At 38.5% G+C, this 25,408-nt stretch carries 25 protein-coding genes; 24 read left to right on the forward strand and 1 reads right to left on the reverse strand.

The genetic code is table 11. The features are described from left to right. The first annotated feature begins 41 nt into the window (after positions 1 to 41). The 17 genes from AA974_RS01135 to AA974_RS01215 are packed head-to-tail and all read left to right on the forward strand — an operon-like array spanning position 42 to position 16,141. Positions 42 to 2,612 carry an ATP-dependent Clp protease ATP-binding subunit gene (locus AA974_RS01135; protein ID WP_064433062.1) on the forward strand — a complete coding sequence of 857 codons (2,571 nt, stop codon included), beginning with the start codon at positions 42 to 44 and terminating at the stop codon, positions 2,610 to 2,612. A gap of 57 nt (positions 2,613 to 2,669) precedes the next feature. Further along, entirely contained in the window at positions 2,670 to 3,389 is a 720-nt protein-coding gene (locus AA974_RS01140) for a cytochrome c biogenesis protein CcdA (RefSeq protein WP_064433063.1), read from the forward strand. A gap of 9 nt (positions 3,390 to 3,398) precedes the next feature. Continuing rightward, a complete protein-coding gene (locus AA974_RS01145) occupies positions 3,399 to 4,535 on the forward strand; it encodes an amidohydrolase family protein (RefSeq protein WP_064433064.1) in 1,137 nt (378 codons plus the stop codon). Further along, positions 4,520 to 5,749 (forward strand): aminofutalosine deaminase family hydrolase, encoded by a 1,230-nt coding sequence (gene mqnF / locus AA974_RS01150; protein WP_064433065.1) that lies wholly within the window; start codon positions 4,520 to 4,522, stop codon positions 5,747 to 5,749. Before AA974_RS01145 ends, mqnF begins: the two co-directional genes overlap by 16 nt. A 59-nt stretch (positions 5,750 to 5,808) precedes the next feature. Continuing rightward, positions 5,809 to 6,051, forward strand: a complete 243-nt coding sequence (locus tag AA974_RS01155) for a nuclease (RefSeq protein ID WP_064433066.1) — start codon at positions 5,809 to 5,811, stop codon at positions 6,049 to 6,051. A gap of 9 nt (positions 6,052 to 6,060) precedes the next feature. Further along, positions 6,061 to 7,380 carry a tRNA (N6-isopentenyl adenosine(37)-C2)-methylthiotransferase MiaB gene (miaB, locus tag AA974_RS01160; protein WP_080470978.1) on the forward strand — a complete coding sequence of 440 codons (1,320 nt, stop codon included), beginning with the start codon at positions 6,061 to 6,063 and terminating at the stop codon, positions 7,378 to 7,380. Positions 7,381 to 7,402: 22 nt separating this feature from the next. Continuing rightward, positions 7,403 to 8,056 carry a lysophospholipid acyltransferase family protein gene (locus AA974_RS01165; protein ID WP_064433067.1) on the forward strand — a complete coding sequence of 218 codons (654 nt, stop codon included), beginning with the start codon at positions 7,403 to 7,405 and terminating at the stop codon, positions 8,054 to 8,056. Further along, a complete protein-coding gene (locus AA974_RS01170) occupies positions 8,049 to 9,032 on the forward strand; it encodes a hypothetical protein (RefSeq protein WP_064433068.1) in 984 nt (327 codons plus the stop codon). The genes AA974_RS01165 and AA974_RS01170 overlap by 8 nt, the downstream gene beginning before the upstream one ends. Then, positions 9,022 to 9,555: a hypothetical protein gene (locus AA974_RS01175; RefSeq protein ID WP_064434038.1), complete on the forward strand. Its 534-nt coding sequence runs from the start codon at positions 9,022 to 9,024 to the stop codon at positions 9,553 to 9,555. The genes AA974_RS01170 and AA974_RS01175 overlap by 11 nt, the downstream gene beginning before the upstream one ends. Beyond that, positions 9,552 to 10,091 (forward strand): hypothetical protein, encoded by a 540-nt coding sequence (locus AA974_RS01180; protein ID WP_064433069.1) that lies wholly within the window; start codon positions 9,552 to 9,554, stop codon positions 10,089 to 10,091. The genes AA974_RS01175 and AA974_RS01180 overlap by 4 nt, the downstream gene beginning before the upstream one ends. Positions 10,092 to 10,107: 16 nt before the next feature. Then, positions 10,108 to 10,506 (forward strand): YkgJ family cysteine cluster protein, encoded by a 399-nt coding sequence (locus tag AA974_RS01185; protein WP_001150507.1) that lies wholly within the window; start codon positions 10,108 to 10,110, stop codon positions 10,504 to 10,506. 36 nt (positions 10,507 to 10,542) lie between these two features. Next, positions 10,543 to 11,838 (forward strand): tetratricopeptide repeat protein, encoded by a 1,296-nt coding sequence (locus tag AA974_RS01190; protein WP_064433070.1) that lies wholly within the window; start codon positions 10,543 to 10,545, stop codon positions 11,836 to 11,838. Further along, positions 11,826 to 12,380, forward strand: coding sequence for a beta/alpha barrel domain-containing protein (locus tag AA974_RS01195; protein WP_064433071.1), 555 nt, complete (start codon positions 11,826 to 11,828; stop codon positions 12,378 to 12,380). Before AA974_RS01190 ends, AA974_RS01195 begins: the two co-directional genes overlap by 13 nt. A gap of 56 nt (positions 12,381 to 12,436) precedes the next feature. Further along, complete coding sequence (locus AA974_RS01200) at positions 12,437 to 12,688, forward strand: YfhL family 4Fe-4S dicluster ferredoxin (protein ID WP_000055470.1); 252 nt, start codon at positions 12,437 to 12,439, stop codon at positions 12,686 to 12,688. 9 nt (positions 12,689 to 12,697) lie between these two features. Beyond that, positions 12,698 to 14,152 (forward strand): Ppx/GppA family phosphatase, encoded by a 1,455-nt coding sequence (locus AA974_RS01205; protein ID WP_064433072.1) that lies wholly within the window; start codon positions 12,698 to 12,700, stop codon positions 14,150 to 14,152. Then, positions 14,149 to 15,165: a lipopolysaccharide heptosyltransferase I gene (gene waaC / locus AA974_RS01210; protein ID WP_064433073.1), complete on the forward strand. Its 1,017-nt coding sequence runs from the start codon at positions 14,149 to 14,151 to the stop codon at positions 15,163 to 15,165. Before AA974_RS01205 ends, waaC begins: the two co-directional genes overlap by 4 nt. Further along, complete coding sequence (locus tag AA974_RS01215; protein WP_064433074.1) at positions 15,155 to 16,141, forward strand: lipid A biosynthesis lauroyl acyltransferase; 987 nt, start codon at positions 15,155 to 15,157, stop codon at positions 16,139 to 16,141. Before waaC ends, AA974_RS01215 begins: the two co-directional genes overlap by 11 nt. A 146-nt stretch (positions 16,142 to 16,287) precedes the next feature. Here the strand turns inward: AA974_RS01215 and tgt are convergent, their stop codons facing one another. Next, complete coding sequence (gene tgt / locus AA974_RS01220) at positions 16,288 to 17,403, reverse strand: tRNA guanosine(34) transglycosylase Tgt (protein WP_064433075.1); 1,116 nt, start codon at positions 17,401 to 17,403, stop codon at positions 16,288 to 16,290. A gap of 57 nt (positions 17,404 to 17,460) precedes the next feature. Here tgt and AA974_RS01225 point away from each other — a divergent pair, with 57 nt between their 5' ends. From AA974_RS01225 to AA974_RS01255, 7 genes are read left to right on the forward strand one after another with little or no spacing between them, the layout of a single operon-like run. Then, a complete protein-coding gene (locus tag AA974_RS01225) occupies positions 17,461 to 18,897 on the forward strand; it encodes a COG3400 family protein (RefSeq protein ID WP_064433076.1) in 1,437 nt (478 codons plus the stop codon). Between the two features lie 4 nt (positions 18,898 to 18,901). Continuing rightward, the gene (gene aroB, locus AA974_RS01230) at positions 18,902 to 19,933 is read left to right on the forward strand and encodes a 3-dehydroquinate synthase (RefSeq protein WP_064433077.1); all 1,032 of its coding nucleotides are present in this window, start codon (positions 18,902 to 18,904) and stop codon (positions 19,931 to 19,933) included. Next, positions 19,924 to 21,489 (forward strand): mechanosensitive ion channel family protein, encoded by a 1,566-nt coding sequence (locus tag AA974_RS01235; RefSeq protein ID WP_064433078.1) that lies wholly within the window; start codon positions 19,924 to 19,926, stop codon positions 21,487 to 21,489. Before aroB ends, AA974_RS01235 begins: the two co-directional genes overlap by 10 nt. Further along, positions 21,486 to 22,742: a tRNA (N(6)-L-threonylcarbamoyladenosine(37)-C(2))-methylthiotransferase MtaB gene (gene mtaB, locus AA974_RS01240; RefSeq protein WP_064433079.1), complete on the forward strand. Its 1,257-nt coding sequence runs from the start codon at positions 21,486 to 21,488 to the stop codon at positions 22,740 to 22,742. Before AA974_RS01235 ends, mtaB begins: the two co-directional genes overlap by 4 nt. Further along, positions 22,729 to 24,381: an AAA family ATPase gene (locus tag AA974_RS01245; protein WP_064433080.1), complete on the forward strand. Its 1,653-nt coding sequence runs from the start codon at positions 22,729 to 22,731 to the stop codon at positions 24,379 to 24,381. The genes mtaB and AA974_RS01245 overlap by 14 nt, the downstream gene beginning before the upstream one ends. Before the next feature lie 2 nt (positions 24,382 to 24,383). Continuing rightward, the gene (gene bioV, locus AA974_RS01250; RefSeq protein ID WP_064433081.1) at positions 24,384 to 24,902 is read left to right on the forward strand and encodes a pimelyl-ACP methyl ester esterase BioV; all 519 of its coding nucleotides are present in this window, start codon (positions 24,384 to 24,386) and stop codon (positions 24,900 to 24,902) included. Between the two features lie 12 nt (positions 24,903 to 24,914). Then, on the forward strand, positions 24,915 to 25,388 hold the full coding sequence (locus AA974_RS01255) for a DUF4149 domain-containing protein (RefSeq protein ID WP_064433082.1): 474 nt from the start codon (positions 24,915 to 24,917) through the stop codon (positions 25,386 to 25,388). The last annotated feature ends 20 nt before the right edge of the window (positions 25,389 to 25,408 follow it).

A 25,408-nucleotide genomic window follows, 5' to 3' on the forward strand; every position in this document is an offset into this window, starting at 1 on the left:
TGTAAAATAGTAAAGATTTTAAAACTCAAAAAGGATTGATAATGAATTTATTTGAAAAAATGACTGACCAGTTGCATGAGACTTTAGACAGCGCGCTCGCTTTAGCTTTACACCATAAAAACGCTGAAGTAACGCCCTTACACATGCTCTTTGTCATGCTTAATAACTCCCAAGGCATCCTCATTCAAGCCTTACAAAAAATGTCTGTGGATATTCAAGCCTTAAGGCTTAGCGTTCAAAGCGAGTTGAATAAGTTTGCTAAAGTTTCACAAATCAACAAGCAAAATATCCAATTAAACCAAGCTCTAATCCAAAGTTTAGAAAACGCTCAAGGCTTGATGGCTAAAATAGGCGATTCTTTTATCGCTGTAGATGTGTATCTTTTGGCGAATATGAGCCTTTTTGAAAGCGTTCTAAAACCTTATTTAGACACTAAGGAATTGCAAAAAACTTTAGAATCTTTGAGAAAAGGCGCGACTATCCAAGATAAGAACGATGATTCTAATTTAGAAAGTTTAGAAAAATTTGGCATTGATTTGACGCAAAAAGCCTTAGACAATAAGCTGGATCCGGTGATTGGGAGGGATGAAGAAATCATTCGCATGATGCAAATTTTGATAAGAAAAACAAAAAATAACCCTATTTTACTGGGTGAGCCTGGAGTGGGGAAAACGGCTGTTGTGGAGGGTTTAGCCCAGCGCATTGTGAATAAGGAAGTGCCTAAAACGCTTTTAAACAAACGAGTCATCGCTTTAGATTTAAGCTTATTGGTGGCTGGAGCGAAATACAGAGGCGAGTTTGAAGAGCGTTTGAAAAAGGTGATTGAAGAAGTTAAAAAAAGCACGAATGTGATTTTATTCATTGATGAAATCCACACGATTGTAGGGGCTGGGGCTAGTGAGGGGGGCATGGATGCGGCTAATATTTTAAAACCTGCGCTCGCTAGGGGGGAATTACACACGATTGGAGCGACCACTTTAAAAGAATACCGCAAATATTTTGAAAAAGACATGGCACTACAAAGGCGTTTCCAACCCATTTTACTCAATGAGCCTAGCATCAATGAAGCTTTACAAATTTTAAGGGGGTTAAAAGAAACTTTAGAAACGCACCATAATATCACCATCAACGACTCTGCGCTCATAGCGAGTGCCAAACTCTCTAGCCGTTATATCACCGATAGGTTTTTGCCCGATAAAGCGATTGATTTGATTGATGAGGGGGCGGCTCAATTAAAAATGCAAATGGAATCAGAGCCGGCAAAACTTTCTAGCGTTAAGCGCTCCATTCAAAGACTGGAAATGGAAAAACAAGCCCTTGAAATGGAAAAAAAAGAGAGCAATGCCAAACGCATGCAAGAAATCCTTAAAGAATTGAGCGGTTTGAAAGAAGAAAAAATCCAATTAGAAGTGCAATTTGAAAACGAAAAAGAAGTGTTTAAAGAAATTTCACGCTTGAAAATGGAAATGGAAAGCTTGAAAAAAGAGGCTGAGAGGTTTAAGCGCAATGGGGATTACCAAAAAGCGGGTGAAATTGAATATTCTAAAATCCCTGAAAATAAAAAGAAAGAAGAAGAATTGCAGCATAAATGGGAGATCATGCAACAAAACGGGGCGTTATTGCAAAACGCTTTAACCGAAAACAACATCGCTGAGATCGTGAGCCAATGGACGCATATCCCAGTCCAAAAAATGCTCCAAAGCGAAAAAAATAGGGTTTTAAACATTGAAAGCGAATTGCAAAAAAGAGTGGTGGGGCAAGAAAAAGCGCTCAAAGCGATCGCTAAAGCGATTAAAAGGAATAAGGCTGGGCTTAGCGATAGCAATAAGCCCATAGGGAGTTTTCTCTTTTTAGGGCCAACAGGCGTGGGTAAAACCGAGAGCGCTAAAGCTTTGGCGCAATTCTTGTTTGATAGCGATAAAAATCTGATAAGAATTGACATGAGCGAATACCTAGAAAAGCATGCCATAAGCCGTCTTATTGGGGCTGCTCCTGGGTATGTGGGCTATGAAGAAGGCGGGCAATTGACAGAAGCGGTGCGCAGGAAGCCTTATAGCGTGGTGTTATTAGATGAAGTGGAAAAAGCCCATCCGGATGTGTTTAACCTCTTGTTACAGGTTTTAGATGAAGGGCATTTAACCGATAGTAAGGGCGTGAGAGTGGATTTCAAAAACACGATTTTGATTTTAACCAGCAATGTGGCTAGCGGTGCGCTTTTAGAAGAAAATTTGAGTGAAGCCGATAAACAAAAAGCGGTTAAGGAGAGCTTGAGGCAATTTTTCAAGCCGGAATTTTTAAACCGCTTAGATGAAATCATCTCCTTTAACGCCCTAGATAGTCATGCTATCGCTAAGATCGTGGGGATACTTTTTGAAAACATTCAAAAAAAAGCGCTTGAAAGGGGCATTAATATAACCCTAGACGAAGAGGCAAAAGCGTTGATCGCAGAAGCGGGATTTGACAGATTCTATGGCGCTAGACCCTTAAAGCGCGCGCTCTATGAAATGGTAGAAGACAAGCTCGCTGAACTCATTTTGGAGGATAAAATTAAAGAGAATGACAGCGTGGCATTTGTGGTAGAAGATAACGAAATTGTGCCTAAGATTAAGTGAAGTTTTGTTATCCTAAAAAAGAATAAGAAATGGTTATTTTTAAAAAAGGATTGAATGATGTTTGATAACACGCTTGTTAATCTCTTTGACACAGCGCCTCTTTTAACTTCGCTTTTAGCCGGGATTTTAACTTTTTTAAGCCCTTGCGTGTTGCCTTTAATCCCGGCGTATATGTCTTATATTTCTCAAATTTCTTTAGAGGATATTAAAGATGGTAAGGCTAAAAGGGTTTCGGTTTTTTTAAAATCCTTGATGTTTGTGGTGGGGTTTTCGCTCGTGTTTTTGGGCGTGGGCATGTCTATGGCCAAGCTTATCCATAGCTTTTCGTTTGCATGGGTGAATTATATCGCCGGGGGGGTTGTGATCCTTTTTGGTTTGCATTTTTTAGGCGTGTTTCGTTTTGCATTTTTGTATAAAACTCAAAGCGTTCGTTTAGCGAGCAAATCTAATAGCATGCAACGCTTTTACCCCTTTCTTTTAGGCATGAGTTTCGCTTTAGGCTGGACGCCATGCATCGGGCCGATATTCACTTCTATAGTGATCATGAGCGCGAGTAAGGACGCTTATGGCTTAATGCTTATGGTGGTGTTTGTGGTGGGCTTAGCGATCCCTTTTTTATTGGTGGCTTTAATGCTAGAAAGAGCGCTTTTGTTTTTAAAATCCTTAAAGAAATACAACCGCGCGATTGAAATTATTTCAGGGTTGGTGCTTATTTTAATGGGAATATTGATCATGACAAATTCTTTAGAAAGCTTGACGGATTTCTTGCAAAACTAGGAGGGTTTGATGCTGTTAAAAAACGCTTCGTTTTATGATGATGAGGTTTTAAAAAAAGCGGATATTCGCTTAAAAGATTCTCTCATTGCAGAGATTAAAGAAAACTTAAGCCCTACCAAAAACGAAGAGGTGATTGAGTGTGAGAATTTATTCGTGTTGCCAAGCTTCATTGATTTGAGCGTTACTGATTTTGAGGGTTATGAAAATTTAAAACAAAAGGCTTTTAAAGGGGGGGTGGGGTTACTCAATGTTTTTAATTGCGATCAAAGCGGCATTAAAAATATTATGGCGGTTAAAAACAACCAACTAGCCGACATCGCTACGCTTAAAAATAAAGGGGGGGAAATTTTAATCGTGCAATCTGACGCTTTTTTAGAACTCATCAGCCACTATGCCAAATCCTACAACTTGCCTCTTTTAATCTCTTTAGAAAATTCTTTTGAAGCCCTAAATAATGAGGCGTTAGCCTATGAATTGGGGCAAAATTTTGTAGAAAATGCGTTTGAAAACACGCGCTTGGTGCGTTTTATGGAAGTTTCTAGAGCGTTACAAATCCCTATGCTTTTAGATAAAGTAAATAGCATCGCCACGCTTAAACTCATCAAAGCCTTTAATCATTTAGGAGCGCGTTTGCAAGCCCAAACGCCCTTAAGCCATTTGGTTTTAGATGAAAGCGTGTATGAAGATTATGAGCCCAGATTTAAAATCGCCCCTCCTTTAAGGGATAAAGAAAGCCAAAACGCTTTAAAAGATGCTCTAAAGAATAACGAAATCGCCATGCTCACAAACCTTCATGTTTTTAAGAACTCTAACGCAGAGCTTTTTGAAGAAAGCGCTTTTGGGTGTGAGAGCATAGAGGACGCTTTTAGCGTGGCTTATACTTTTTTAGTTCAAAAAAAGGTTATCAGCTTCCAACAGCTCATTAAAGTCATGGCGATCAATCAAGCGAGATTTTTAAAACTCAATGCAGGCGAGGTTAAAGAAAATCAATTAGCCAATTTGATGATCGTGGATTTAAACGCTCAAACAAGAGTTAATAATAAAAATTCGCCCTTTTATGGTTTAGAATTATATGGCGAAGTTCAAAGAATGATCTTAAAAGGGCAAACCACATTTATTAAGGAGGATGCATGCAAGAAATCATAGGAGCGTCTTTAGTTTTTTTATGCAATGAAAAATGCGAAGTGTTAGAAGATTATGGCGTAGTCTTTGATGAAAAGATTGTTGAAGCGGGCGATTATAAAAGCCTAACGCTTAAATACCCCCATTTAAAGGCGCAGTTTTTTGAAAGTTCCGTTCTTTTGCCCGCTTTTATCAACGCGCACACCCATTTTGAATTCTCCAACAACAAGGCGAGTTTTGATTACGGGAGTTTTTCTGGCTGGTTAGGGAGCGTGTTGAACAAAGGGGGGGCGATTTTAGAAAATTGCCAAGGGGCTATTCAAAACGCTATCGCTATGCAATTAAAAAGCGGAGTGGGGAGCGTGGGAGCGATTTCTAACCACTTGATAGAAGTTAATTTATTGAAAGAAAGCCCTTTGAGTGCTGTCGTGTTTTTAGAGTTTTTAGGGAGTCGTTATTCTTTAGAAAAACTAAAAGCGTTTGAGGCAAAATTTAAAGAGTTAAAAGATTTAGAAGACAAAAAGCTTAAAGCCGCTCTCGCTGTGCATGCCCCTTATTCGGTTCAAAAAGACATGGCTTTAAGCGTTATTCAATTAGCTAAAGATTCACAAAGCCTGCTTTCTACGCATTTTTTAGAATCGTTTGAAGAATTAGAATGGGTAGAAAATTCTAAAGGGTGGTTTGAAAATTTTTACCAGCATTTTTTAAACGAGTCCAATTTCAAATCGCTCTATAAGGGCGCGAATGATTACATTGACATGTTTAAAGACGCACACACTTTATTCGTGCATAACCAGTTCGCTTCTTTGGAAGTATTAAAAAGGATTAAATCTCAAGTCAAAAACGCTTTTTTAATCACATGCCCCTTTTCTAACCGCCTATTGAGCGGGAAAGTGCTGGATTTAGAAAGAACCAAAGAAGCCGGTTTGAGCGTGAGCGTGGCCACTGACGGATTGAGTTCTAACATTTCGCTGAGCCTTTTAGACGAATTAAGAGCGTTCTTGCTCACCCATAACATGCCGTTATTGGAATTAGCCAAGATCGCTCTTTTAGGAGCGACTAGGCATGGGGCTAAAGCTTTAGCTTTAAATAATGGCGAGATAGAAGCCAATAAGAGGGCGGATTTGAGCGTGTTTAGTTTTGGTGAAAAATTCACTAAAGAGCAAGCGGTTTTGCAATTTTTATTGCATGCTAAAGAAGTGGAACGCTTGTTTTTAGGGGGGAAAAGGGTAATCTAATGTGTTTTAAAGACAGAATGCGTTAAAATGAGAAATCCAAATCAATTAAGGAAAGATCAATGAAATTAGTTTTAGCCAAGAATACAAGAAAATCAGACTCCAAGAGCGTGGAATTAGAGGATTTGTATCATAAATTTAGCGAAGACAAGCGTTCTATTTTCTATTTTGCCCCCACAAACGCCCACAAAGACATGCTCAAAGCGGTGGATTTTTTCAAAGCAAAAGGCCATACGGCTTATTTAGATGAGGTGAGGGTCAGCACCGATGAAAAAGATTTTCTTTATGAATTGCACATTATTTAAAGGCTTGTATTGAAAGTTTATATTGAAACAATGGGTTGTGCCATGAACTCTAGGGATAGCGAGCATTTATTGAGCGAGTTATCTAAACTAGACTATAAAGAGACTAACGACCCTAAAACAGCGGATTTGATTTTAATCAACACTTGCAGCGTGCGCGAAAAACCCGAGAGGAAATTGTTTTCAGAAATCGGTCAATTCGCTAAAATCAAAAAACCCAACGCCAAAATCGGGGTTTGCGGGTGCACTGCAAGCCACATGGGAGCGGATATTTTGAAAAAAGCCCCGAGCGTGAGCTTTGTGTTAGGGGCTAGGAATGTGTCTAAAATCTCTCAAGTGATCCATAAAGAAAAAGCCGTTGAAGTAGCGATTGATTATGATGAAAGCGCGTATGCGTTTGAATTTTTTGAAAAAAAGGCTCAAATCAGGTCGCTACTAAATATTTCTATAGGTTGCGATAAGAAATGTGCTTATTGCATTGTCCCGCACACTAGGGGAAAAGAAATTTCTATCCCTATGGATTTGATTTTAAAAGAAGCTGAGAAATTAGCGAATAACGGCACTAAAGAGCTCATGCTTTTAGGGCAGAATGTGAATAATTATGGCGCGCGTTTCAGTAGCGAGCATGCGAAAGTGGATTTTAGCGATTTGTTGGATAAATTGAGCGAGATTCAAGGCATTGAAAGGATACGATTCACTTCGCCTCACCCCTTGCACATGAATGACGGGTTTTTAGAGCGCTTTGCCAAAAACCCCAAAGTGTGCAAGAGTATCCACATGCCCTTACAGAGCGGATCTAGTGCGGTGTTAAAGATGATGCGAAGAGGTTATAGTAAAGAGTGGTTTTTAAATAGGGTGGAGAGGTTAAAAGCTTTAGTGCCTGAAGTGGGCATTAGCACGGATATTATCGTAGGCTTCCCTAATGAGAGCGATAAGGATTTTGAAGACACGATGGAGGTGCTAGAAAAAGTGCGCTTTGATACGCTCTATAGCTTTATTTACTCCCCACGCCCTTTCACTGAAGCGGGAGCTTGGAAAGAAAGAGTGCCGTTAGAAGTTTCATCTTCAAGGTTGGAGAGGTTGCAAAACAGGCACAAAGAAATTTTAGAAGAAAAAGCCAAGTTGGAAGTGGGTAAAACGCATGTGGTGTTGGTGGAAAATAGGCGTGAAATTGACAATCAAATCGTGGGTTTTGAAGGGCGCAGCGATACGGGGAAATTCATTGAAGTGACTTGTAAAGAAAAAAGAAATCCAGGCGAGCTTGTAGAAGTGGAGATTGTTTCTCATTCCAAAGGGCGCTTGATGGCGGCCACTAAAGGCAACACCCTATAAAGAGCGGGTTTAAAGGCGAGAATTGAGCTTAAAATTTTTCAGAAAAAATATCGTTTTAAAGGTTGTCCCACGCTTGGCGTTTGGAGTCCTTTGGTTGTTGCATAAAACTTGTAAAAACCGCTATTTTTTAGCTCAAAATTTAAAAGAAAAACCCTTTATTGTAAGCTGTTGGCATGGGGAGCTTGGCATGATCGGATTTGCGTATTTAAGGCTTCAAAAACCTTCTATTTATGTGATCGCAAGCCAGCATTTTGACGGCTCTATTGCGGCGGGTTTGTTTGAAAGCTTTGGTTTTAAAAACATTAGAGGCTCTAGCAAAAAAGGGGGGGTTAAGGTTTTGATAGAAGGGCTTAAGCGTTTGAAAGAAGGTTGCGATGTCGCTATCACTCCTGATGGTCCTAAAGGCCCACGACACAGCATAGCGGATGGGGTGATCGCTTTAGCTCAAAAATCAGGCGTGGGGATTAGCGCTTGTCGGGTGGTTTGTAAAAACGCATGGCGGTTGAATACCTGGGATCAATTTGAAATCCCTAAGCCTTTTAGCGAAGTGCATTATTACATGCTAGAATCTGTAATTATCCCTAAAGAATGGGAGCTTTCAAAGGCTAAAGAATATTTAAAGACGTGCATGGATTCTGCTGGATTTGAAGAACCTCAAAGGGGTTTAAGTGCTTAAAGGGTTAAAAAAAGCGTTTAAAGAGAGGTTTTGCTCTCAAGTGTACATCTCTTTTAATGTGGATCACAATCTCTTATCCGCTCAAGTCATAAGGATCAAAAACCACCGCATTAAAGAGAAATTTTTTAAAACTTTTGAGACTAAAGTGGAGACTAAAAATGGTGAAGTCCCTATTCAAGCCTTAAAAATCGCCAGAACTTATAGCCAAAAATACCCCTACACTTATTTTAGCGCGATGAGTAAAGCTAAAGAGGTTTTATGCGAAAAGCAGGCGTTTGAACAAATCAAACAAGAAAATCAAGATTATCAGGCTTGTGAAGTCAATCAAAAGTATTGCGTTTATGTGGAATCTAAGGATTTTTTAAAGGATTTCAAGCGTTTTAAAATCCAGGATGTGGATTTTTTGTTTTCGCCTTTTAGCCTTATTTATGATTTTGTGCGCGATAATTTAGAAGAAAAGCCGTTGTTGTATTTGCTTTTGGAGCGTTCAAGATTTTATTTTTTGATTGCGGATAAAAAAGAGATTTTTTTAGCCAAATCCATGTTTTTAGAAGAACAACCTGAAGAGTTTATAGAGAGCAAGGAAGAGGATTCTATGGAGATGGATAATGAGGTTGTGGATTTGTTTTTGAGTGAAATCCAAGAAGATATTGACAGCCTTGAAGAAGCGATAGGCCTAGATAGCAGTAAGGATAATGGCGAAAAAACAACAGAGGACGCTTATAGCTTGATTGAAGGCATGACGAATATCCCCCTAATTGCAGATGTTTTGCAAGAAGGATTGCGCAGCGTCTATCATTCTAGAGATATAGACTTTGTAGAAAAAGTGGTTGTTTTAGACAGCTGTCAAATCCACCCAAAAGCGTTAATGCATTTGCAAGAAACTTTGATGATAGAAGTGGATAGGCTTGATTTTTCTTTAGTGGAGCGCTTGAATATTTTAGCGCGCATGGAGAATGAAAATTATGCGTTTTAGCTACATTGATCCAAGAGCGAAATACCTTATCAGCAAGCTTTCTAAAATTTGGGTTTTTTACATTTTTTTATCTTTTGTGGTAATAGGGGGGTTAGTGTGGTTTATGCACAACGCCATTAAAAACACTCAAGATAATGCGTCTGATTTGGCGATCCAAGAAAGGCTCTATCGCCATGAAATCAGCCGCTTGCAGGTTAAGACTGATGAAACCTTAAAACTCATTAAAGAAGCCAAAAAGCGTTTGAATTACAATGATGATATACGAGATGTTTTGCAAGGGCTTTTAAATATTGTGCCGGATCTCATTACTATTAATAGCATTGAAATAGATCAGCAAAGTGTGGTGGTTAGCGGTAAAACCCCTTCTAAAGAAGCCTTTTATTTTTTGTTTCAAAACAAGCTAAACCCCATGTTTGATTATTCTAGGGCGGAATTTTTCCCCTTAAGCGACGGGTGGTTTAATTTTGTCTCCACTAACTTTTCTAATTCCTTACTGATAAAAAACCCGGAGTCTATTAAATGAAGCCATTGCATTTTTCGCACCTGGACAGAGAGCAATCAGGCGATGTGGGGTTTATCATTAAAAACCTTGTTTTTTTAGGGGTTTTTTCCTTATTTGGTTGGTTGAATACCGAGTATTTTCTATGGCCTAGCATGTTAGAATTAAAAAAAATCCTTTTAGAAGAAAATCGTAAAAAAAGCGTTTTAGAATATGCGCAAAGGCATTTTGAAACAGCTCTAACCAATTATCGCAATCAAAAAGAAACAAGCGAATCCTTATTAAAGATTTTTAACGATGAAGAGTCCAGGCGGATTTTAGAAAAGATTTTAAAAAAATGTTTTGATGCCTATAAAATCAAACCCTTGCTCTCTCAAAACCCCTCTCAAAAAACCCAATTTTTTATCATGGCCAGAGCGAGCGAATTAGAAAAAACCTATCTTTTTTTCACCTTAATCAACAAGTATTTACCGAGCGCTCAAAGCCAATTGCCTTTAAAAATCTCTAAAGATGATGAAGGATTGTTGGTGCAATTTAGCGTGAGTATTGATCTCCAATAGGATTAGGGGTAGTTTAATGCAAGATTTTGATTTTAGTTTTAATCATAAGGCATGCGAGGGTTGTGGGGCAAAGTGTTGCGTGGGGGAAAGCGGGTATATTTTTTTAAATATCCAAGAAATGCAAAAAATTAGCGCTTTTTTAAAATTAGAATTGGAAGAATTCAGTCAAAAATATGTTAAAAAGGTAGGGTATAAGTTCTCTTTACTGGAAAAAGACGCTAAAGAGTTGGGTTTAGCGTGCGTGTTTTTGGATTTAGAGACGAAAAAATGCCAGATTTATAGCGTGCGCCCCAAGCAATGCCAAACTTTTCCTTTTTGGGAGAGCGTGAAAACTTTCTCTAAAGAGCAAAAAGAAGCTTTTTGTCAAAGCTGTCCGGGCATTACACAAAAAACCAAAGAAACTAAAGTGCGCTAAAATTCACTTCAGTGATACAAAAAAGGAAATAAAATAATGGATATTCAAATAAAGAAAAGATTTTTAGCAAATTTATTGCTTTTTAGCTTGTTTTCTTGGCTCAAGGCTGAAACCCTTTCAGAAGATCATCAAATCCTATTGAGTTCAGACGCTTTCCATAGAGGGGATTTTGCTAGCGCTCAAAAAGGCTATATGAATCTCTATAAGCAAACCAATAAGGTGGTGTATGCTAAAGAAGCGGCCATTTCAGCGGCGAGTTTAGGGGATATTAAAACCGCTATGCATTTAGCCATGCTCTATCAAAAAATCACCAATAATCGTAATGATGTTTCTATTAATAAGATTTTAGTGGATGGCTATGCGCAAATGGGGCAGATTGATAAGGCGATTGAATTGCTGCACAAAATCCGTAAAGAAGAAAAGACCATAGCCACAGACAATGTGTTAGGGACTTTGTATTTGACTCAAAAGCGTTTGGATAAGGCTTTCCCGTTGTTGAATAAGTTTTATAACCAAGTGCATGATGAAGACAGCTTAGAAAAACTCATTACGATCTATTTTTTGCAAAATCGTAAAAAAGAGGGCTTGGATTTGTTGCAATCTCATATAGACAGGTATGGTTGCTCAGAGCAATTGTGCCAAAAAGCGCTCAACACTTTCACGCAATTTAACGAGCTTGATTTGGCTAAAACAACTTTTGGCCGCTTGTATGAAAAAAACCCTATTGTTCAAAACGCCCAATTTTACATAGGGGTGTTAATCTTGTTAAAAGAGTTTGATAAGGCCCAGCAAATCGCAGAATTATTCCCTTTTGACAGGCGTTTGTTGTTAGACTTATACACCGCACAAAAAAAATTCGCTCAAGCTTCCAAACAGGCTTCTTTGATCTATCAAGAAAAAAAAGACCCTAAATTCTTAGGATTAGAGGCTATTTATCATTATGAAAGCTTGAGCGCGAAAAATAAAAAACCCACCAAACAAGAGATATTGCCTATCATTCAAAAATTAGAGCAAGCCACCAAAGAGCGCCAGGCTTGGCTTGCTAAAACTAAAGATAAAGAAGACGCGCAAGACGCTTTCTTTTATAATTTCTTAGGGTATTCCTTAATAGATTATGACATGGATATTAAAAGGGGCATGGATTTTGTGAGGAAAGCCTTGGCGTTAGATTCTGGATCAGTGCTTTATTTGGATTCTTTAGCATGGGGTTATTACAAATTAGGGAATTGTTTGGAGGCTAAAAAAATCTTTTCTAGCATCGCTAAAGAGTTTATTCAAGCCGAACCCGAATTGAAAGAGCACAATAAGATCATTCAAGAATGCAAGAAATAGGGATTTTAGAAAATTTACAAAAAAGCTTAGCCTTAAAAGAGGGCATGCTTTCTTATGAAATGCTAGGCAAAAGCTTGTCGTATAACCCCTACTTGCCTAGAGTCATTCCTCAAACTAAAGATTGTGTTTTTGTAACCCCTGATGAGGTTTTAGAAAAGCTTTTGAAAGAAAACACCCGCACAGAATGCGTCATTGTCAATTTTAAAGGATTATACGAAATAGGTGTGCCAAGCGTGTTTGATTTAGAAGTTTTAGGGTTATTGCGCCGCCATGCGAGTTCTTTGATTGTCCATCAGGATCTTTTCATCAGCCATTACCAGCTTTTAGAATCGCTTGTTCAAGGCTCTGATGGGGTTATTTTAGACGAAGAGCTTTTAAAAGAAGATTTAAGGGGCATGGTAGAATTCGCTTGGCGTTTGGGCTTGAGCGTGTTTGTAGAAACCCACAAGCCAGACTATACTCATTTAAAAGATTTAGGGGTTTTAGGCGTGCTAGAAAAAGTCCCCTATTCTCAAAATCAAAAAATAGTCTTTTTAGATTGAATTTTAAGCTAATTTAGAGTAAAAATCGTATTCAAACTTTTTAAAAGGAGTTAGTCATGTCATTATTGGTGAATGATGAATGCATTGCGTGCGATGCTTGCAGAGAAGAATGCCCTAGTGAGGCGATTGAAGAGGGCGATCCCATTTATAATATTGATCCAGACAGATGCACAGAGTGTTATGGGTATGATGATGAGCCGCGTTGCGTGAGCGTGTGCCCTGTAGATGCGATTTTACCGGATCCTAACAATGCAGAGAGCAAAGAGGAATTGAAATACAAATACGAAAGCTTAAAAGAGCAAGATTAAAGGCTAGCAATGGCTAAAATCACAACCGTGATTGATATAGGCTCTAATTCAGTGCGTTTGGCTGTCTTTAAAAAGACGAGCCAGTTTGGGTTTTACTTGCTTTTTGAGACCAAATCTAGGGTTAGGATTTCAGAGGGCTGTTATGCGTTTAATGGGGTTTTACAAGAAATCCCCATGCAAAGAGCCATTAAAGCCTTGAGCGAATTTAAAGAAATCGCTCTCAAGCACAAAAGCAAAAAAATCTTGTGCGTGGCGACTTCAGCGGTGCGCGATGCCCCTAATCGGCTGGAGTTTGTAGCGAGGGTGAAAAAGGCTTGCAGTTTGCAAATCAAAATCATTGACGGACAAAAAGAAGCGCTCTATGGTGGGATTGCGTGCGCGAATTTGTTGCATAAAAATTCAGGGATCACGATAGATATTGGAGGGGGTAGCACGGAGTGCGCGTTGATTGAAAAAGGCAAGATTAAGGATCTCATCTCGCTTGATGTTGGGACGATCCGCATTAAAGAAATGTTTTTGGACAAAGACTTAGATGTCAAATTGGCTAAAGCCTTTATCCAAAAAGAGGTCTCTAAACTGCCCTTTAAGCATAAAAACGCCTTCGGGGTGGGGGGGACGATTAGGGCGTTGAGTAAGGTATTGATGAAACGCTTTGATTACCCTATTGATTCTTTGCATGGTTATGAAATAGATGCACATAAAAATTTAGCGTTCATTGAACAAATTATCATGCTTAAAGAAGACAAACTGCGGCTTTTAGGGGTGAATGAAGAGCGTTTGGATAGTATCAGGAGCGGGGCGTTGATTTTATTGGTCGTTTTGGAGCATTTAAAAACTTCTTTGATGATCACCAGTGGCGTAGGAGTGAGAGAGGGCGTGTTTTTAAGCGATTTATTGCGCCACCATTACCATAAATTCCCCCCCAATATCAACCCTTCTCTAATCTCTTTAAAAGATCGCTTTTTGCCCCATGAAAAGCACAGCCAAAAGGTCAAAAAAGAATGCGTGAAATTGTTTGAAGCTTTATCGCCTTTGCATAAAATAGATGAAAAATACCTTTTCCATTTAAAGATTGCGGGGGAATTAGCGAGCATGGGTAAGATTTTAAGCGTCTATTTAGCCCACAAGCACAGCGCGTATTTTATTTTAAACGCTTTGAGTTATGGCTTTAGCCACCAGGATAGAGCGATCATTTGCTTACTAGCGCAATTCAGCCATAAAAAAATCCCTAAAGACAACGCTATCGCCCACATGAGCACGATGATGCCAAGCCTTTTAACTTTACAATGGCTGAGTTTTATCCTTTCTTTAGCCGAAAATCTGTGCCTAACAGACAGCCATCATCTAAAATACACGCTAGAAAAAAACAAGCTTGTGATCCATTCTGATGATACGCTTTACTTGGCTAAAGAGATGCTCCCTAAACTCATTAAACCCATTCCTTTGATGATAGAGTTCGCTTGAAAATAGCGATTGTCAGGCTTTCAGCGCTTGGGGATGTTATCGTGAGTGCGGTGTTTTTAGCAGTGATTAAAGAGCGTTTTATTAACGCTCAAATAGAATGGTTCGTGGATGAAAGATTCAGTGCGATTTTAGAGCATTCCCCTTATATTGATAAATTACACCCCATCGCTTTAAAAAGCACGCTTACAACCTTTAACCCTTTGAAGATTTTCAAACTTTTTAAATCTTTAAGGGCTTATGAATACGATATAATCATTGACATGCAAGGCCTAATCAAATCCGCTCTCATCACTCAAATGTTAAAAGCCCCTAAAAAAGTCGGCTTTGATTACGCTTCGGCTAGGGAGGGTTTGAGCGCATTTTTTTACTCGCAAAAAGTTTCTATCGCTTATAATGAATCTGTTTTAAAGCGCAATTTCACGCTCCTATCTCATGCTCTAAACTTGCCCAAAAAAGAAATTTCAGAGATCTTAAGCTCTCGATCTAAAGTGTTTTCTTATCAAGATTCTCCAAAAATTGATGCGTTAAATTTGAATGAAAACAAGCCAAAAATCCTTTTTGTTTTAGAAACTTCTAAAATCAATAAAACTTACCCCATAGAGCGTTTTAAAGAGTTAGCGTTAGCGTTAGAAAATTTTCAAATTTGCTTGTTATGGCATGCTGATGAAGATAAGGCTAATGCGCTTTATGGTGCTTTAAAAAACCAGCACGATGTGTTATTGCTCCCCAAACTCACTTTAAACGAGGTTAAGGCGTTGCTCTTTAAAATGGATTTGATTATTGGGGGCGATACGGGTATTACGCATTTAGCATGGGCGTTGCAAAAACCCAGCATCACCCTTTATGGCAACACACCCATGGAGCGTTTTAAATTAGAAAGTCCGATCAATGTTTCGCTCACCGGTAATTCAAACGCCAACTACCATAAAAAGGATTTTTCTATCCAAAACATAGAGCCTAAAAAAATTAAAGAATGCGTTTTAAACATTTTAAAGGAAAAGAATGACTTATAAAGAACGACTCATACACGAAAAAATATTAAAACAAGACGACAAGGGTTTTAAAACAGAACTGTGCATTTTGAGTGTTTTTATCGTGGAATCTTTAGTGAATATTCTGGGGTTTATTTTAGCCAAAATGCCTCATTCGTGGTTTTTAAGGTGCATTAAAGCTGTGGCGTGGCTCATGAAAACTTTTGATAGGCGCCGTTATTTTGACGCTAAAGCCAATTTGGATTTTGTGTTTGGGGATTCTAAAAGCGAAGAAGAGAAAAAAAGGATTATTAAAAAGGGTTATGAAAATTTTGCTTTCATTCTTTTAGAAACCATTAGAGTGGTTTTTATCCCTAAAGATGAATACGACTCTCGTTTCACGATCATCAATGAAGAAAATGTGTGGAAGTCTTTAAACAAGGAAGGCCAAGCGATCACTTTATGCATGCATTTTGGCTATTGGGAAGCGGTAGGCACGACTTTAGCGCAATATTATAAGGACTATGGTAGGGGGTGTTTGGGGCGTTTGACTAAATTTGCCCCCATCAATCACATGATCATGAGCCGGCGAGAGGCGTTTGGGGTGCGTTTTGTCAATAAAGTGGGAGCGATGAAAGAACTCATTAAAATGTATAATCAAGGCAATGGTCTTGTGGGGATTTTAGTGGATCAAAATGTCGCGCCTAAAGATGGGGTGGTGGTGAAATTCTTCAGTAAAGACGCTACGCACACCACGATCGCTTCTGTTTTATCGCGCCGTTACAATATAGACATTCAGCCGGTATTCATTGATTTTAATGACGATTATTCGCATTACACAGCGACCTATTACCCGAGTATCCGCTCTAAAATCACCGATAACGCGCAAAATGATATTTTAGAATGCACGCAAGCCCAAGCGAGTTTGTGCGAAGAAGTGATCAGAAACCACCCAGAAAGTTATTTTTGGTTCCACAGGCGCTTTAAAAGCACCCACCCTGAGATTTATCAAAGATAGGGTTTTGTTTTAATTAAAAACTAAAAAACTAAAGCCTTATTTTAAGAAAAACTTTTATTGCTTTAGTTTTTAAAAAAATAAGATTTTTAAAACTTTTTTATAATAAAACTCATTTTCTATTGTAAAAAACGCTTTTAAGCATTTTTTTATTGGTGCTCCATTGTGTATTTCTTCAAAAATTCTTTTTTAAAACTCAAAAACCGCTTTTCTAAAATAGCGTTTCTGGCGTTTTTAACCAGCTCTAAATAAAAATGCAAATTGTGCAAGCTGGCCAAACGAGCGTAAGTGAGTTCTTTAGCCCTAAATAAATGGTGCAAATAGGCTTTAGAATAGCGTTTGCAAGTGTAACAAGCGCAATTTTCTTCAATAGGGGTATTGTCCAATTTATAGGGTGCGTTTTTGATAGAAATTTTGCCAGAATGCGTGAAAAGGGTAGCGTTTCTGGCGTTTCTGGTGGGCATCACGCAATCAAACATATCTACCCCTAAACTGATAGCGTCTAAAATGTTTTCAGGCGTGCCCACGCCCATTAAGTAGCGAGGCTTGTCTTTAGGGAGCAAGGGGGCAGTGTGCGCGATGGTTTCTAGCATTTCATCCGCATTTTCCCCTACCGCTAAACCGCCTATAGCATAGCCATCAAAACCCTCATGCGTTAATCCCACGCTAAGGCTGCGCATTTTCAAATGCGTGCCACCCTGGATAATGGCAAAAAGGTTGTTGTTGGGGCGGTTTTTTTGCTTGTGGTATTCTAGGCTAAGATTCGCCCATTTAGCGCTTCTTTTAATAGATTCTTCAAGGCGCTTTAGCGGAGCGGGCAAGCCCACTAAATCGTCTAAAACCATCATAATATCGCTATTCAAAGAATATTGAATGTCCAAAACTTTAATGGGCGTGAATAAATGCTTGCTCCCATCAATATGGGATTTAAAAACAACCCCGTCTTCTTGCAATTTGACATTACCGCTCAAACTAAAGGCTTGAAACCCTCCACTATCGGTTAAAAAACTCCCATGAAATTGAGCGAAACGATGCAAGCCCCCTAATTGTTCAACAACTTTCTCACCGGGTCTTAAATACATGTGATAGGTGTTAGCCAGAATGAGTTTGGCTTTTAAGTGTTCTTGCATGTCGTTAGCGTCTAAAGATTTGATACAGCCTTGCGTGCCTACTGGCATAAAAACAGGCGTTGCTACTTGAGAATGGGCTAAATTTAAAATACTAGCTCGCGCATTATTGTCAGTAGCTTGGAGTTGAAAATCCATCGTTTAAGCCTTAATCTTTGGATATAATGGCGTAATCATTTTTTAGGAAGTTTGGAATTGAAAAAAATCGCCCTTATATTAGATGGCATTGTAGCAAAAAATTTTTTAGACTTGGTGCTAAGGCATTATTCTAATCATAATTTTTATATAGTGGTTGTCAAAAATGAGAGCCTTATCCCTAAAAACTACCCGAGCACTTTCGCTTTTCATTGTTTTGATGCGACTTCTAGTTTCAGGCTTTTGCAAGTGTTAAACGATGAGGTGAGCGATGCGTTTTTAATCATACAAGATTTTAAAGAACAGTGCACCATTCATAAAATCATTCAAACCCATTTCAAACGCATGCGTGTGGTTTTGAGCGTGAAAAAAGATGGTGAAAAAACTTTAGAAAATAATGAAGAAAATAAAGATGAAAAGCTCATTTTGATTGATGAATTTGAAGTTTTAGCCAATAAATTCATTTCTCGTTTGCCTAATATCCCTAGCACCCCTAGAGAGTTTGGGTTAGGCAAGGGCGAGATTATGGAGATTGATGTGCCTTTTGGGAGTATTTTTGCTTACAGACATATTGGCTCTATCAGGCAAAAAGAATACAGGATTGTAGGGCTTTATCGCAACGATGTTTTTTTGCTCTCCACTAAGTCTTTGGTTATCCAGCCGCGAGACATTCTCTTAGTGGCAGGCAACCCGGAAATATTAAATGCGGTGTATCATCAAGTCAAAAGCAATGTGGGGCAGTTTCCAGCCCCTTTTGGTAAGAGCATTTATTTATACATTGATATGCGTTTGCAGAGCAGAAAAGCGATGATGTGCGATGTGTATCAAGCCTTGTTTTTGCACAAACATTTAAAGAGTTACAAGCTCTATATCCAAGTTTTACACCCCACTAGCCCTAAGTTTTATCATAAATTTTTATCGCTAGAAACCGAAAGCATTGAAGTGAATTTTGATTTTTATGGGAAAAGTTTTATCCAAAAACTCCATGAAGACCACCAGAAAAAAATGGGCCTAATCGTGGTAGGCAGAGAGCTTTTTTTATCCAGAAAACACCGAAAAGCCTTGTATAAAACAGCCACCCCAGTTTATAAAACCAACACTTCTGGCTTCTCTAAAACCTCTCAAAGCGTGGTGGTATTGAATGAAAGTTTGGATATTAATGAGGACATGTCTTCAGTGATTTTTGATGTGTCTATGCAGATGGATTTAGGCTTGTTGCTCTATGATTTTGACCCTAACAGGCGCTATAAAAACGAGATTATCAATCATTATGAAAATTTAGCCAACGCGCTCAACCGCAAGATTGAGATCTTTCAAACGGACACTAGAAATCCTATCATGTATCTCAATTCTTTAAGAAATCCCATGTTGCATTTCATGCCTTTTGAAGAGTGTATCACGCACACGCGCTTTTGGTGGTTTTTATCCACTAAAGTGGAAAAATTAGCGTTTTTAAACGATGATAATCCTCAAATTTTTATCCCTATAGCGGAGTGAAAGAATGCAAGAAATTTTAATCCCCTTAAAAGAAAAAAGCTATAAAGTGTTTTTGGGGGAACTGCCTGAAATTGAATTGAAACAAAAAGCTCTCATTATTAGCGATAGCATCGTGGCCGGGTTGCATTTATCGTATTTATTGGAGCGCTTGAAAGCCTTAGAAGTGAGAGTGTGTGTGATAGAGTCCGGAGAAAAATACAAGAATTTTAATTCATTAGAGCGCATTTTAAACAACGCCTTTGAAATGCAATTAAACCGCCATTCTTTAATGATAGCCCTTGGTGGGGGAGTGATAAGCGATATGGTGGGGTTTGCGAGCAGTATTTATTTTAGGGGGATTGATTTTATTAATATCCCTACGACTTTACTCGCTCAAGTGGATGCGAGCGTGGGGGGGAAAACAGGGATTAATACGCCTTATGGCAAGAATTTAATCGGATCGTTCCACCAGCCTGAAGCGGTTTATATTGATTTGTCTTTTTTAAAAACCCTTGAAAAAAGGGAATTTCAAGCAGGGGTTGCTGAAATCATTAAAATGGCGGTGTGTTTTGATAAAAACCTAGTAGAAATACTAGAAACAAAGGATTTAAAAGATTGTTTAGAAGAAGTGGTTTTTCAAAGCGTCAGTATCAAAGCTCAAGTCGTTATGCAAGATGAAAAAGAGCGCAATATCAGGGCCGGGTTGAATTACGGGCATACCTTTGGGCATGCGATAGAAAAAGAGACTCATTATGAGCGATTTTTGCATGGCGAAGCGATCGCTATTGGCATGCGCATGGCTAATGATTTAGCCCTTTCTTTAGGCATGCTCACTTTAAAAGAATACGAACGCATAGAAAATTTATTGAAAAAATTTGATTTGATATTCAATTACAAAATCACCGATATTCAAAAATTTTACGAACGCTTGTTTTTAGACAAAAAAAGCGAGAATGAGACAATAAAATTCATTCTGCCTAAAGGCATTGGAGCGTTTGAGATTGCCTCTCATATCCCTAGAGAAACGATCATAAGAGTGTTAGAAAAATGGTGTTAAGGGTATTATTATTCTTTTGTTTTTTGTTTTTACAAGCAGAAGATAAAAGCCAAGAATTATCGTCCATACAAAAACAAATGGCTTTAGTGGATAAAAAACTCGCCAAAGACGATAATGTGTGGTTGAAAAAATTTGAAAACTATAAGATCTACAATCAAATTTATACCGAAAAAGAGAGCGTGAGGCAGGAATTAAGGCGTTTAAAAAACAAAAAAAGCAAGGATTTATTAAAGATTAGCACCTTAGAGCACACCTTAAAGGCTTTAGAGTCCCAGCAAAAAATGTTTGAAAGCTATGGGGTCAATCCTTTTAAGGACTTGATAGAGCGACCCAATATCCCCAATATCCCCAATATCGCTAACCCTATTGCGATCATTGATGGCATTTCTTTCATTAAAAGCATGCGTTTAAAGCATGAGAGTCTTAAAAGCAACCAGACTTCTTTAGAAGAAGTTTTAAGGCTTTTAGATCAAAAACACCAGCTTTTAAACCAGTGGCACGCTTTGGATAAAAGCGCGAAATTAAGCGATGAGATTTATCAAACTCAAGCCAAACGCCTGGAATTGCAAGGGGCTCAAAACATTCTAAAAACCACGATCGGGATTTTCCAAAAAGACAGCGATGAGGCTATAAGCATTGTTAAATCTCAAGTTAAAAACCAGCTTTTTAAATTGGTTTATGTGTTTTTAGCAGCCCTTTTGAGCGTGGTGTTTGCTTGGATTTTAAAAATCATTTCCAGTAAATACATTGAAAATAATGAGCGCGTCTATACCGTGAATAAAGCCATTAACTTCGTGAATGTGAGCGTGATCATTTTAATCTTTCTTTTTTCGTATTTAGAAAATGTTACTTACTTGGTCACGGTTTTAGGCTTTGCGAGCGCGGGATTAGCGATTGCGATGAAAGATTTGTTCATGAGTTTGCTCGGGTGGTTTATTATTTTGATTGGGGGGAGCGTGCATGTGGGCGATAGGGTGCGTATCGCTAAGGGGACGGATATTTTTATTGGCGATGTGTTGGATATTTCTATGTTGCACATTACGATTTTAGAAGATGTAACCTTTACCACTTATACGAACAACAGGAGAGCGGGTCGGATTATTTTTGTGCCTAATAATTATATTTTCACCACCATGTTCGCTAATTACAGCCATTTTGGGATGAAAACGGTTTGGGATGGCGTGGATTTTTGCGTTACATTTGATTCTGATTTTAAAAAAGCTTCTAAAATTGCGCTCAATATCGCTACAGAATTGTCTAAAGAATACACGGATATTACCTATAAACAGCTCAATAAAATGCGCGATCGGTATTCTTTAAGGAGTTTGAGCGTGAAACCACGATGCTTTTTGATGCCTGAAAATAACGGGATAAAGATCTCGGTGTGGTATCAAACCAATTCGTATGCGACCATGTCTTTAAGGAGCAAGATTGTGGCTGAAATTATTGAAGCTTTTTTGAAAGAAGAAAATATCCATATCGCTTATACGACCAGCAAGCTGCTTAAAGTGGATACTGAAGGCGATGGCTTTGGGAATAAAAGGGAACAAAAATGAAAAAAGTCTATTTCAAAACTTTTGGGTGCAGGACGAATCTTTTTGACACGCAAGTGATGGGCGAGAATTTGAAGGATTTTAGCGCGACCTTAGAAGAACAAGAAGCCGATATTATCATTATCAATTCTTGCACCGTGACTAATGGGGCCGATAGCGCGGTAAGAAGTTACGCTAAAAAAATGGCGCGATTGAATAAGGAAGTGCTATTTACCGGCTGCGGGGTGAAAACCCAAGGCAAAGAGCTTTTTGAAAAAGGGTTTTTAAAGGGCGTTTTTGGGCATGACAATAAAGAAAAGATTAACGCGCTTTTACAAGAAAAAAAGCGTTTTTTTATAGACGATAATTTAGAAAACAAGCACTTAGACACCACGATGGTGAGCGAGTTTGTTGGAAAAACTAGGGCGTTTATCAAGATCCAAGAGGGCTGTGATTTTGATTGCAATTATTGCATTATCCCAAGCGTGAGAGGGAGGGCTAGGAGTTTTGAAGAGAGGAAAATTTTAGAACAAGTGGGCCTTTTGTGCTCTAAAGGGGTTCAAGAAGTGGTTTTAACCGGCACTAATGTGGGGAGCTATGGGAAAGATAGAGAAAGTAATATCGCAAGATTGATTAAAAAATTAAGCCAGATTATTGGATTAAAACGCATAAGAATTGGGAGCTTAGAGCCTAATCAAATCAACGATGAATTTTTAGAGCTTTTAGAAGAGGATTTTTTAGAAAAACATTTGCATATCGCTTTACAGCACAGCCATGATTTCATGCTGGAAAGGATGAACAGAAGAAACCGCACTAAAAGCGATAGGGAATTATTAGAGGTAATCGCTTCTAAGAATTTTGCTATCGGCACGGATTTTATTGTAGGGCATCCGGGCGAGAGTGCAAGCGTTTTTGAAAAAGCGTTTAAAAATTTAGAAAGCTTGCCCTTAACGCACATCCACCCTTTTATTTACAGCAAACGCAAAGACACCCCCTCTAGCTTGATGCACGATAGCGTGAGTTTGGAAGATTCTAAAAAGCGTTTGAATGCGATTAAAGATTTGATTTTGCATAAAAATAAGGCGTTCAGGCAATTACAACTCAAGCTCAATACGCCCCTAAAAGCCTTAGTGGAAGCGCAAAAAGACGGTGAATTTAAAGCCTTAGATCAATTCTTTAACCCCATTAAAATCAAAAGCGATAAGCCTTTAAGGGCTAGTTTTTTAGAAATCAAAGAGTATGAAATTAAGGAGAGGGAAAACCATGCCGTTTTCTAAAAATTTAGAAAACCTCACCGCTCCCTTTAAACGCATCAAAAACCGCTCGCTTGTTTTGGCGTTAGGGTTTTTAATCCTTACTTTTTGCCTGCTTCTTTTTTTAGTTTTGAGCGATGTTTCTAGGCTCATATCCAGTAAGGACTTTTTTTATGTGATCCAATCCCACCCTAAGCAAACTCTAACAGAAGATGAAAATTATTTTTATGCTAACAAGGGTCTTTATAAAACCAACAAAGAAGCCTTTTTAAGAGCCTATAAAATCCCAGAAAGCATGCCCATAGAAAAACGAGAAAATTTAAACAAGGTTTCTAAAATCTTTTTAGCGCTGCTTTTTTTCATTTCTAGCATGCTTTTTGGGATCTTTTGGCGCTTGCCTAAAAGATTGGACACTAAAATGAATTTAGAAAGCGTTTCTAAAAATGAATTAGAAAATTCGTTCCAACGATACGATGCGTTAGGAGTGCGTTTTGAAGATATTGCAGGAGTGAATGAAGTTAAAGAAGAATTATTAGAAGTGATAGATTATTTAAAAAACCCTAAAAAATACCAGGATTTAGGGATTTTTCTCCCTAAAGGCGTGCTTTTAATCGGGCCTCCTGGAGTGGGGAAAACCATGATCGCTAAAGCCTTAGCGAGTGAAGCTAGAGTGCCGTTTTTTTATGAAAGCGGGAGCGCGTTTTCTCAAATTTATGTGGGGGCTGGGGCTAAAAAAGTGCATGAACTTTTCATGCACGCTAAAAGGCATGCCCCCTCTATTATTTTTATTGATGAAATTGACGCTTTGGGTAAGGCTAGGGGAGGGCATAGGAGCGATGAAAGAGAGACCACGCTCAATCAGCTTTTAACCGAAATGGATGGGTTTTTACAAAACGATGAGGTGGTGGTGATAGGGGCGACTAACCAAATGGAAGTGATGGATGAAGCGCTATTAAGGAGCAAGCGTTTTGATCGGCGTATTTTCATTTCTTTACCGGATTTGCTAGAAAGGCAGAGCATTTTAGAAAAGCTTTTAGAAAACAAAAAGCATGCGCTAGATTATCTTAAGATCGCTAAAATTTGCGTGGGTTTTAGCGGAGCGATGTTAGCGACTTTAATCAATGAAAGCGCCTTAAACGCCCTAAAACACCAACGAACCCAAATCACTGAGAGCGACATTTTAGAAGTGAAAGACAAGATCGCTTATGGCAAGAAAAAGCCCCAAACCTTAGATGAACACCAAAAAGAATTAGTCGCTTTGTATCAAAGTGCGAAAGCCTTGAGCGCGTATTGGCTAGAAATTGAATTTGATAAAGCGCCTTTATTGGGGGAATTTATCGCTTTTAATGAAAATAAAATCCATAGCGAGAGCGAGATTAAAAATTACATTAAAGTGTATTTGAGCGGGACGATTATTTTAGAGTTGCTCTATAAGGAGCGTTATAGTCTGTCCAAACAAGACTTGCAAAAAGCGAAATTTTTGAATGAATTTATGGCTAGTGAGCTTCTTTTAGCCCCTACAAAAGAATCTTTAAGCGTTCTTTATGAAGAGCAATTGGAGTTTTTAAAGCCACAAATAGCGGCTTGCAAGCGCTTGAGCGCTCTATTATTGGAGCAAGAATATTTAGAACATTCTCATTTGTATGATTGGTTGAACGGGTGAAAATGCGTTTTTTTAGTGGTTTTGGGTTCGTTAATGAAAGCATTTTGTTTGAAGAGTGGCTTTTAAAAGGGGTTTATGATGTGTCAGGCTTTTCTATGGGAGCGATTAAGGCGATAGAATACGCTTATAATGAAATCTTACAACAGAGGCGCATCAATTCTTTGTTATTGTTTTCGCCTTGCATGCTAGTGCATAAGAGTTTGGCGTTCAAACGCTTGCAACTTTTTTCGTTTCAAAAAGATCCGCAAAGCTACATGGATAACTTTTACCAAGAAGCGGGCTTGAACGCTAAATTGGAGCGTTTTAAAAAAAAGGGTTCTTTAGAAGAATTAGAATTTTTATTGGATTACAAGTATAGTGATTCTATAATTAGATTTTTATTAGAAAAAGGCGTGAAGATTGAAGTGTTTATCGGGTTAAAAGACAGGATCACTGACATTCAAGCCCTTTTAGAATTTTTTATGCCTTTAGTTCAAGTGTGGCAGTTTAAGGATTGCAACCATTTGTTGCAAAAATCTTAAAAAAGGTGGAAGATGAAAAAATTTGGTTTAGGGGTGTATTTGCTTCTTTTAGGCATTTTGGGCGGCTCTTTGATCATTCTAGGAGCGATAGTCGCACCGATTGTGTTCAAAGCTTCAAGCATTTTACCTGAATTGAATCTAACTCCATTTGAGAGCGGGAAACTCATGGCGCAAATCTTTGTGCGTTTCAATTATGTTTTAGGCGTGATCGGTTTTGTGGTGCTACTTTATGAAATCATTTCGTTTATTTGTTATAAAAGATCGTTAGTGTATTTGATCCTTGGCGTGGCGATAGGGGCGTTGTGTTTGCTCTTTGTTTTTTATTACACGCCTTATATTTTAAACGCTCAAAAAGCGGGTGAAGTTGTGCTTCAAAGCGCTGAATTTGCCCGCTCGCACGCTCAAAGCGAATGGCTGTTTAAGGAATTGTTTGTGCTGGTGTGCGCTTTGTTTTTTTGGCGTTTGTTTGGGAAAAATGCGCTTTGATTTAAAGGGGAGGTTTTAGT

It is taken from the genome of Helicobacter pylori (genome assembly GCF_001653475.1).
Classification (GTDB): domain Bacteria; phylum Campylobacterota; class Campylobacteria; order Campylobacterales; family Helicobacteraceae; genus Helicobacter; species Helicobacter pylori_CM.

Coding starts and splice junctions, on each gene's coding strand:
- mqnF (WP_064433065.1), top strand. CDS start 4,520: ATGCAAGAAATCATAGGAGCGTCTTTAGTTTTTTTATGCAATGAAAAA.
- AA974_RS01145 (WP_064433064.1), top strand. CDS start 3,399: ATGCTGTTAAAAAACGCTTCGTTTTATGATGATGAGGTTTTAAAAAAA.
- AA974_RS01180 (WP_064433069.1), top strand. CDS start 9,552: ATGAAGCCATTGCATTTTTCGCACCTGGACAGAGAGCAATCAGGCGAT.
- AA974_RS01185 (WP_001150507.1), top strand. CDS start 10,108: ATGCAAGATTTTGATTTTAGTTTTAATCATAAGGCATGCGAGGGTTGT.
- AA974_RS01140 (WP_064433063.1), top strand. CDS start 2,670: ATGTTTGATAACACGCTTGTTAATCTCTTTGACACAGCGCCTCTTTTA.
- tgt (WP_064433075.1), bottom strand. CDS start 17,403: ATGGATTTTCAACTCCAAGCTACTGACAATAATGCGCGAGCTAGTATT.
- aroB (WP_064433077.1), top strand. CDS start 18,902: ATGCAAGAAATTTTAATCCCCTTAAAAGAAAAAAGCTATAAAGTGTTT.
- AA974_RS01190 (WP_064433070.1), top strand. CDS start 10,543: ATGGATATTCAAATAAAGAAAAGATTTTTAGCAAATTTATTGCTTTTT.
- AA974_RS01215 (WP_064433074.1), top strand. CDS start 15,155: ATGACTTATAAAGAACGACTCATACACGAAAAAATATTAAAACAAGAC.
- AA974_RS01155 (WP_064433066.1), top strand. CDS start 5,809: ATGAAATTAGTTTTAGCCAAGAATACAAGAAAATCAGACTCCAAGAGC.
- AA974_RS01255 (WP_064433082.1), top strand. CDS start 24,915: ATGAAAAAATTTGGTTTAGGGGTGTATTTGCTTCTTTTAGGCATTTTG.
- bioV (WP_064433081.1), top strand. CDS start 24,384: ATGCGTTTTTTTAGTGGTTTTGGGTTCGTTAATGAAAGCATTTTGTTT.
- AA974_RS01205 (WP_064433072.1), top strand. CDS start 12,698: ATGGCTAAAATCACAACCGTGATTGATATAGGCTCTAATTCAGTGCGT.
- mtaB (WP_064433079.1), top strand. CDS start 21,486: ATGAAAAAAGTCTATTTCAAAACTTTTGGGTGCAGGACGAATCTTTTT.
- AA974_RS01135 (WP_064433062.1), top strand. CDS start 42: ATGAATTTATTTGAAAAAATGACTGACCAGTTGCATGAGACTTTAGAC.
- AA974_RS01200 (WP_000055470.1), top strand. CDS start 12,437: ATGTCATTATTGGTGAATGATGAATGCATTGCGTGCGATGCTTGCAGA.
- AA974_RS01175 (WP_064434038.1), top strand. CDS start 9,022: ATGCGTTTTAGCTACATTGATCCAAGAGCGAAATACCTTATCAGCAAG.
- AA974_RS01245 (WP_064433080.1), top strand. CDS start 22,729: ATGCCGTTTTCTAAAAATTTAGAAAACCTCACCGCTCCCTTTAAACGC.
- AA974_RS01195 (WP_064433071.1), top strand. CDS start 11,826: ATGCAAGAAATAGGGATTTTAGAAAATTTACAAAAAAGCTTAGCCTTA.
- AA974_RS01235 (WP_064433078.1), top strand. CDS start 19,924: ATGGTGTTAAGGGTATTATTATTCTTTTGTTTTTTGTTTTTACAAGCA.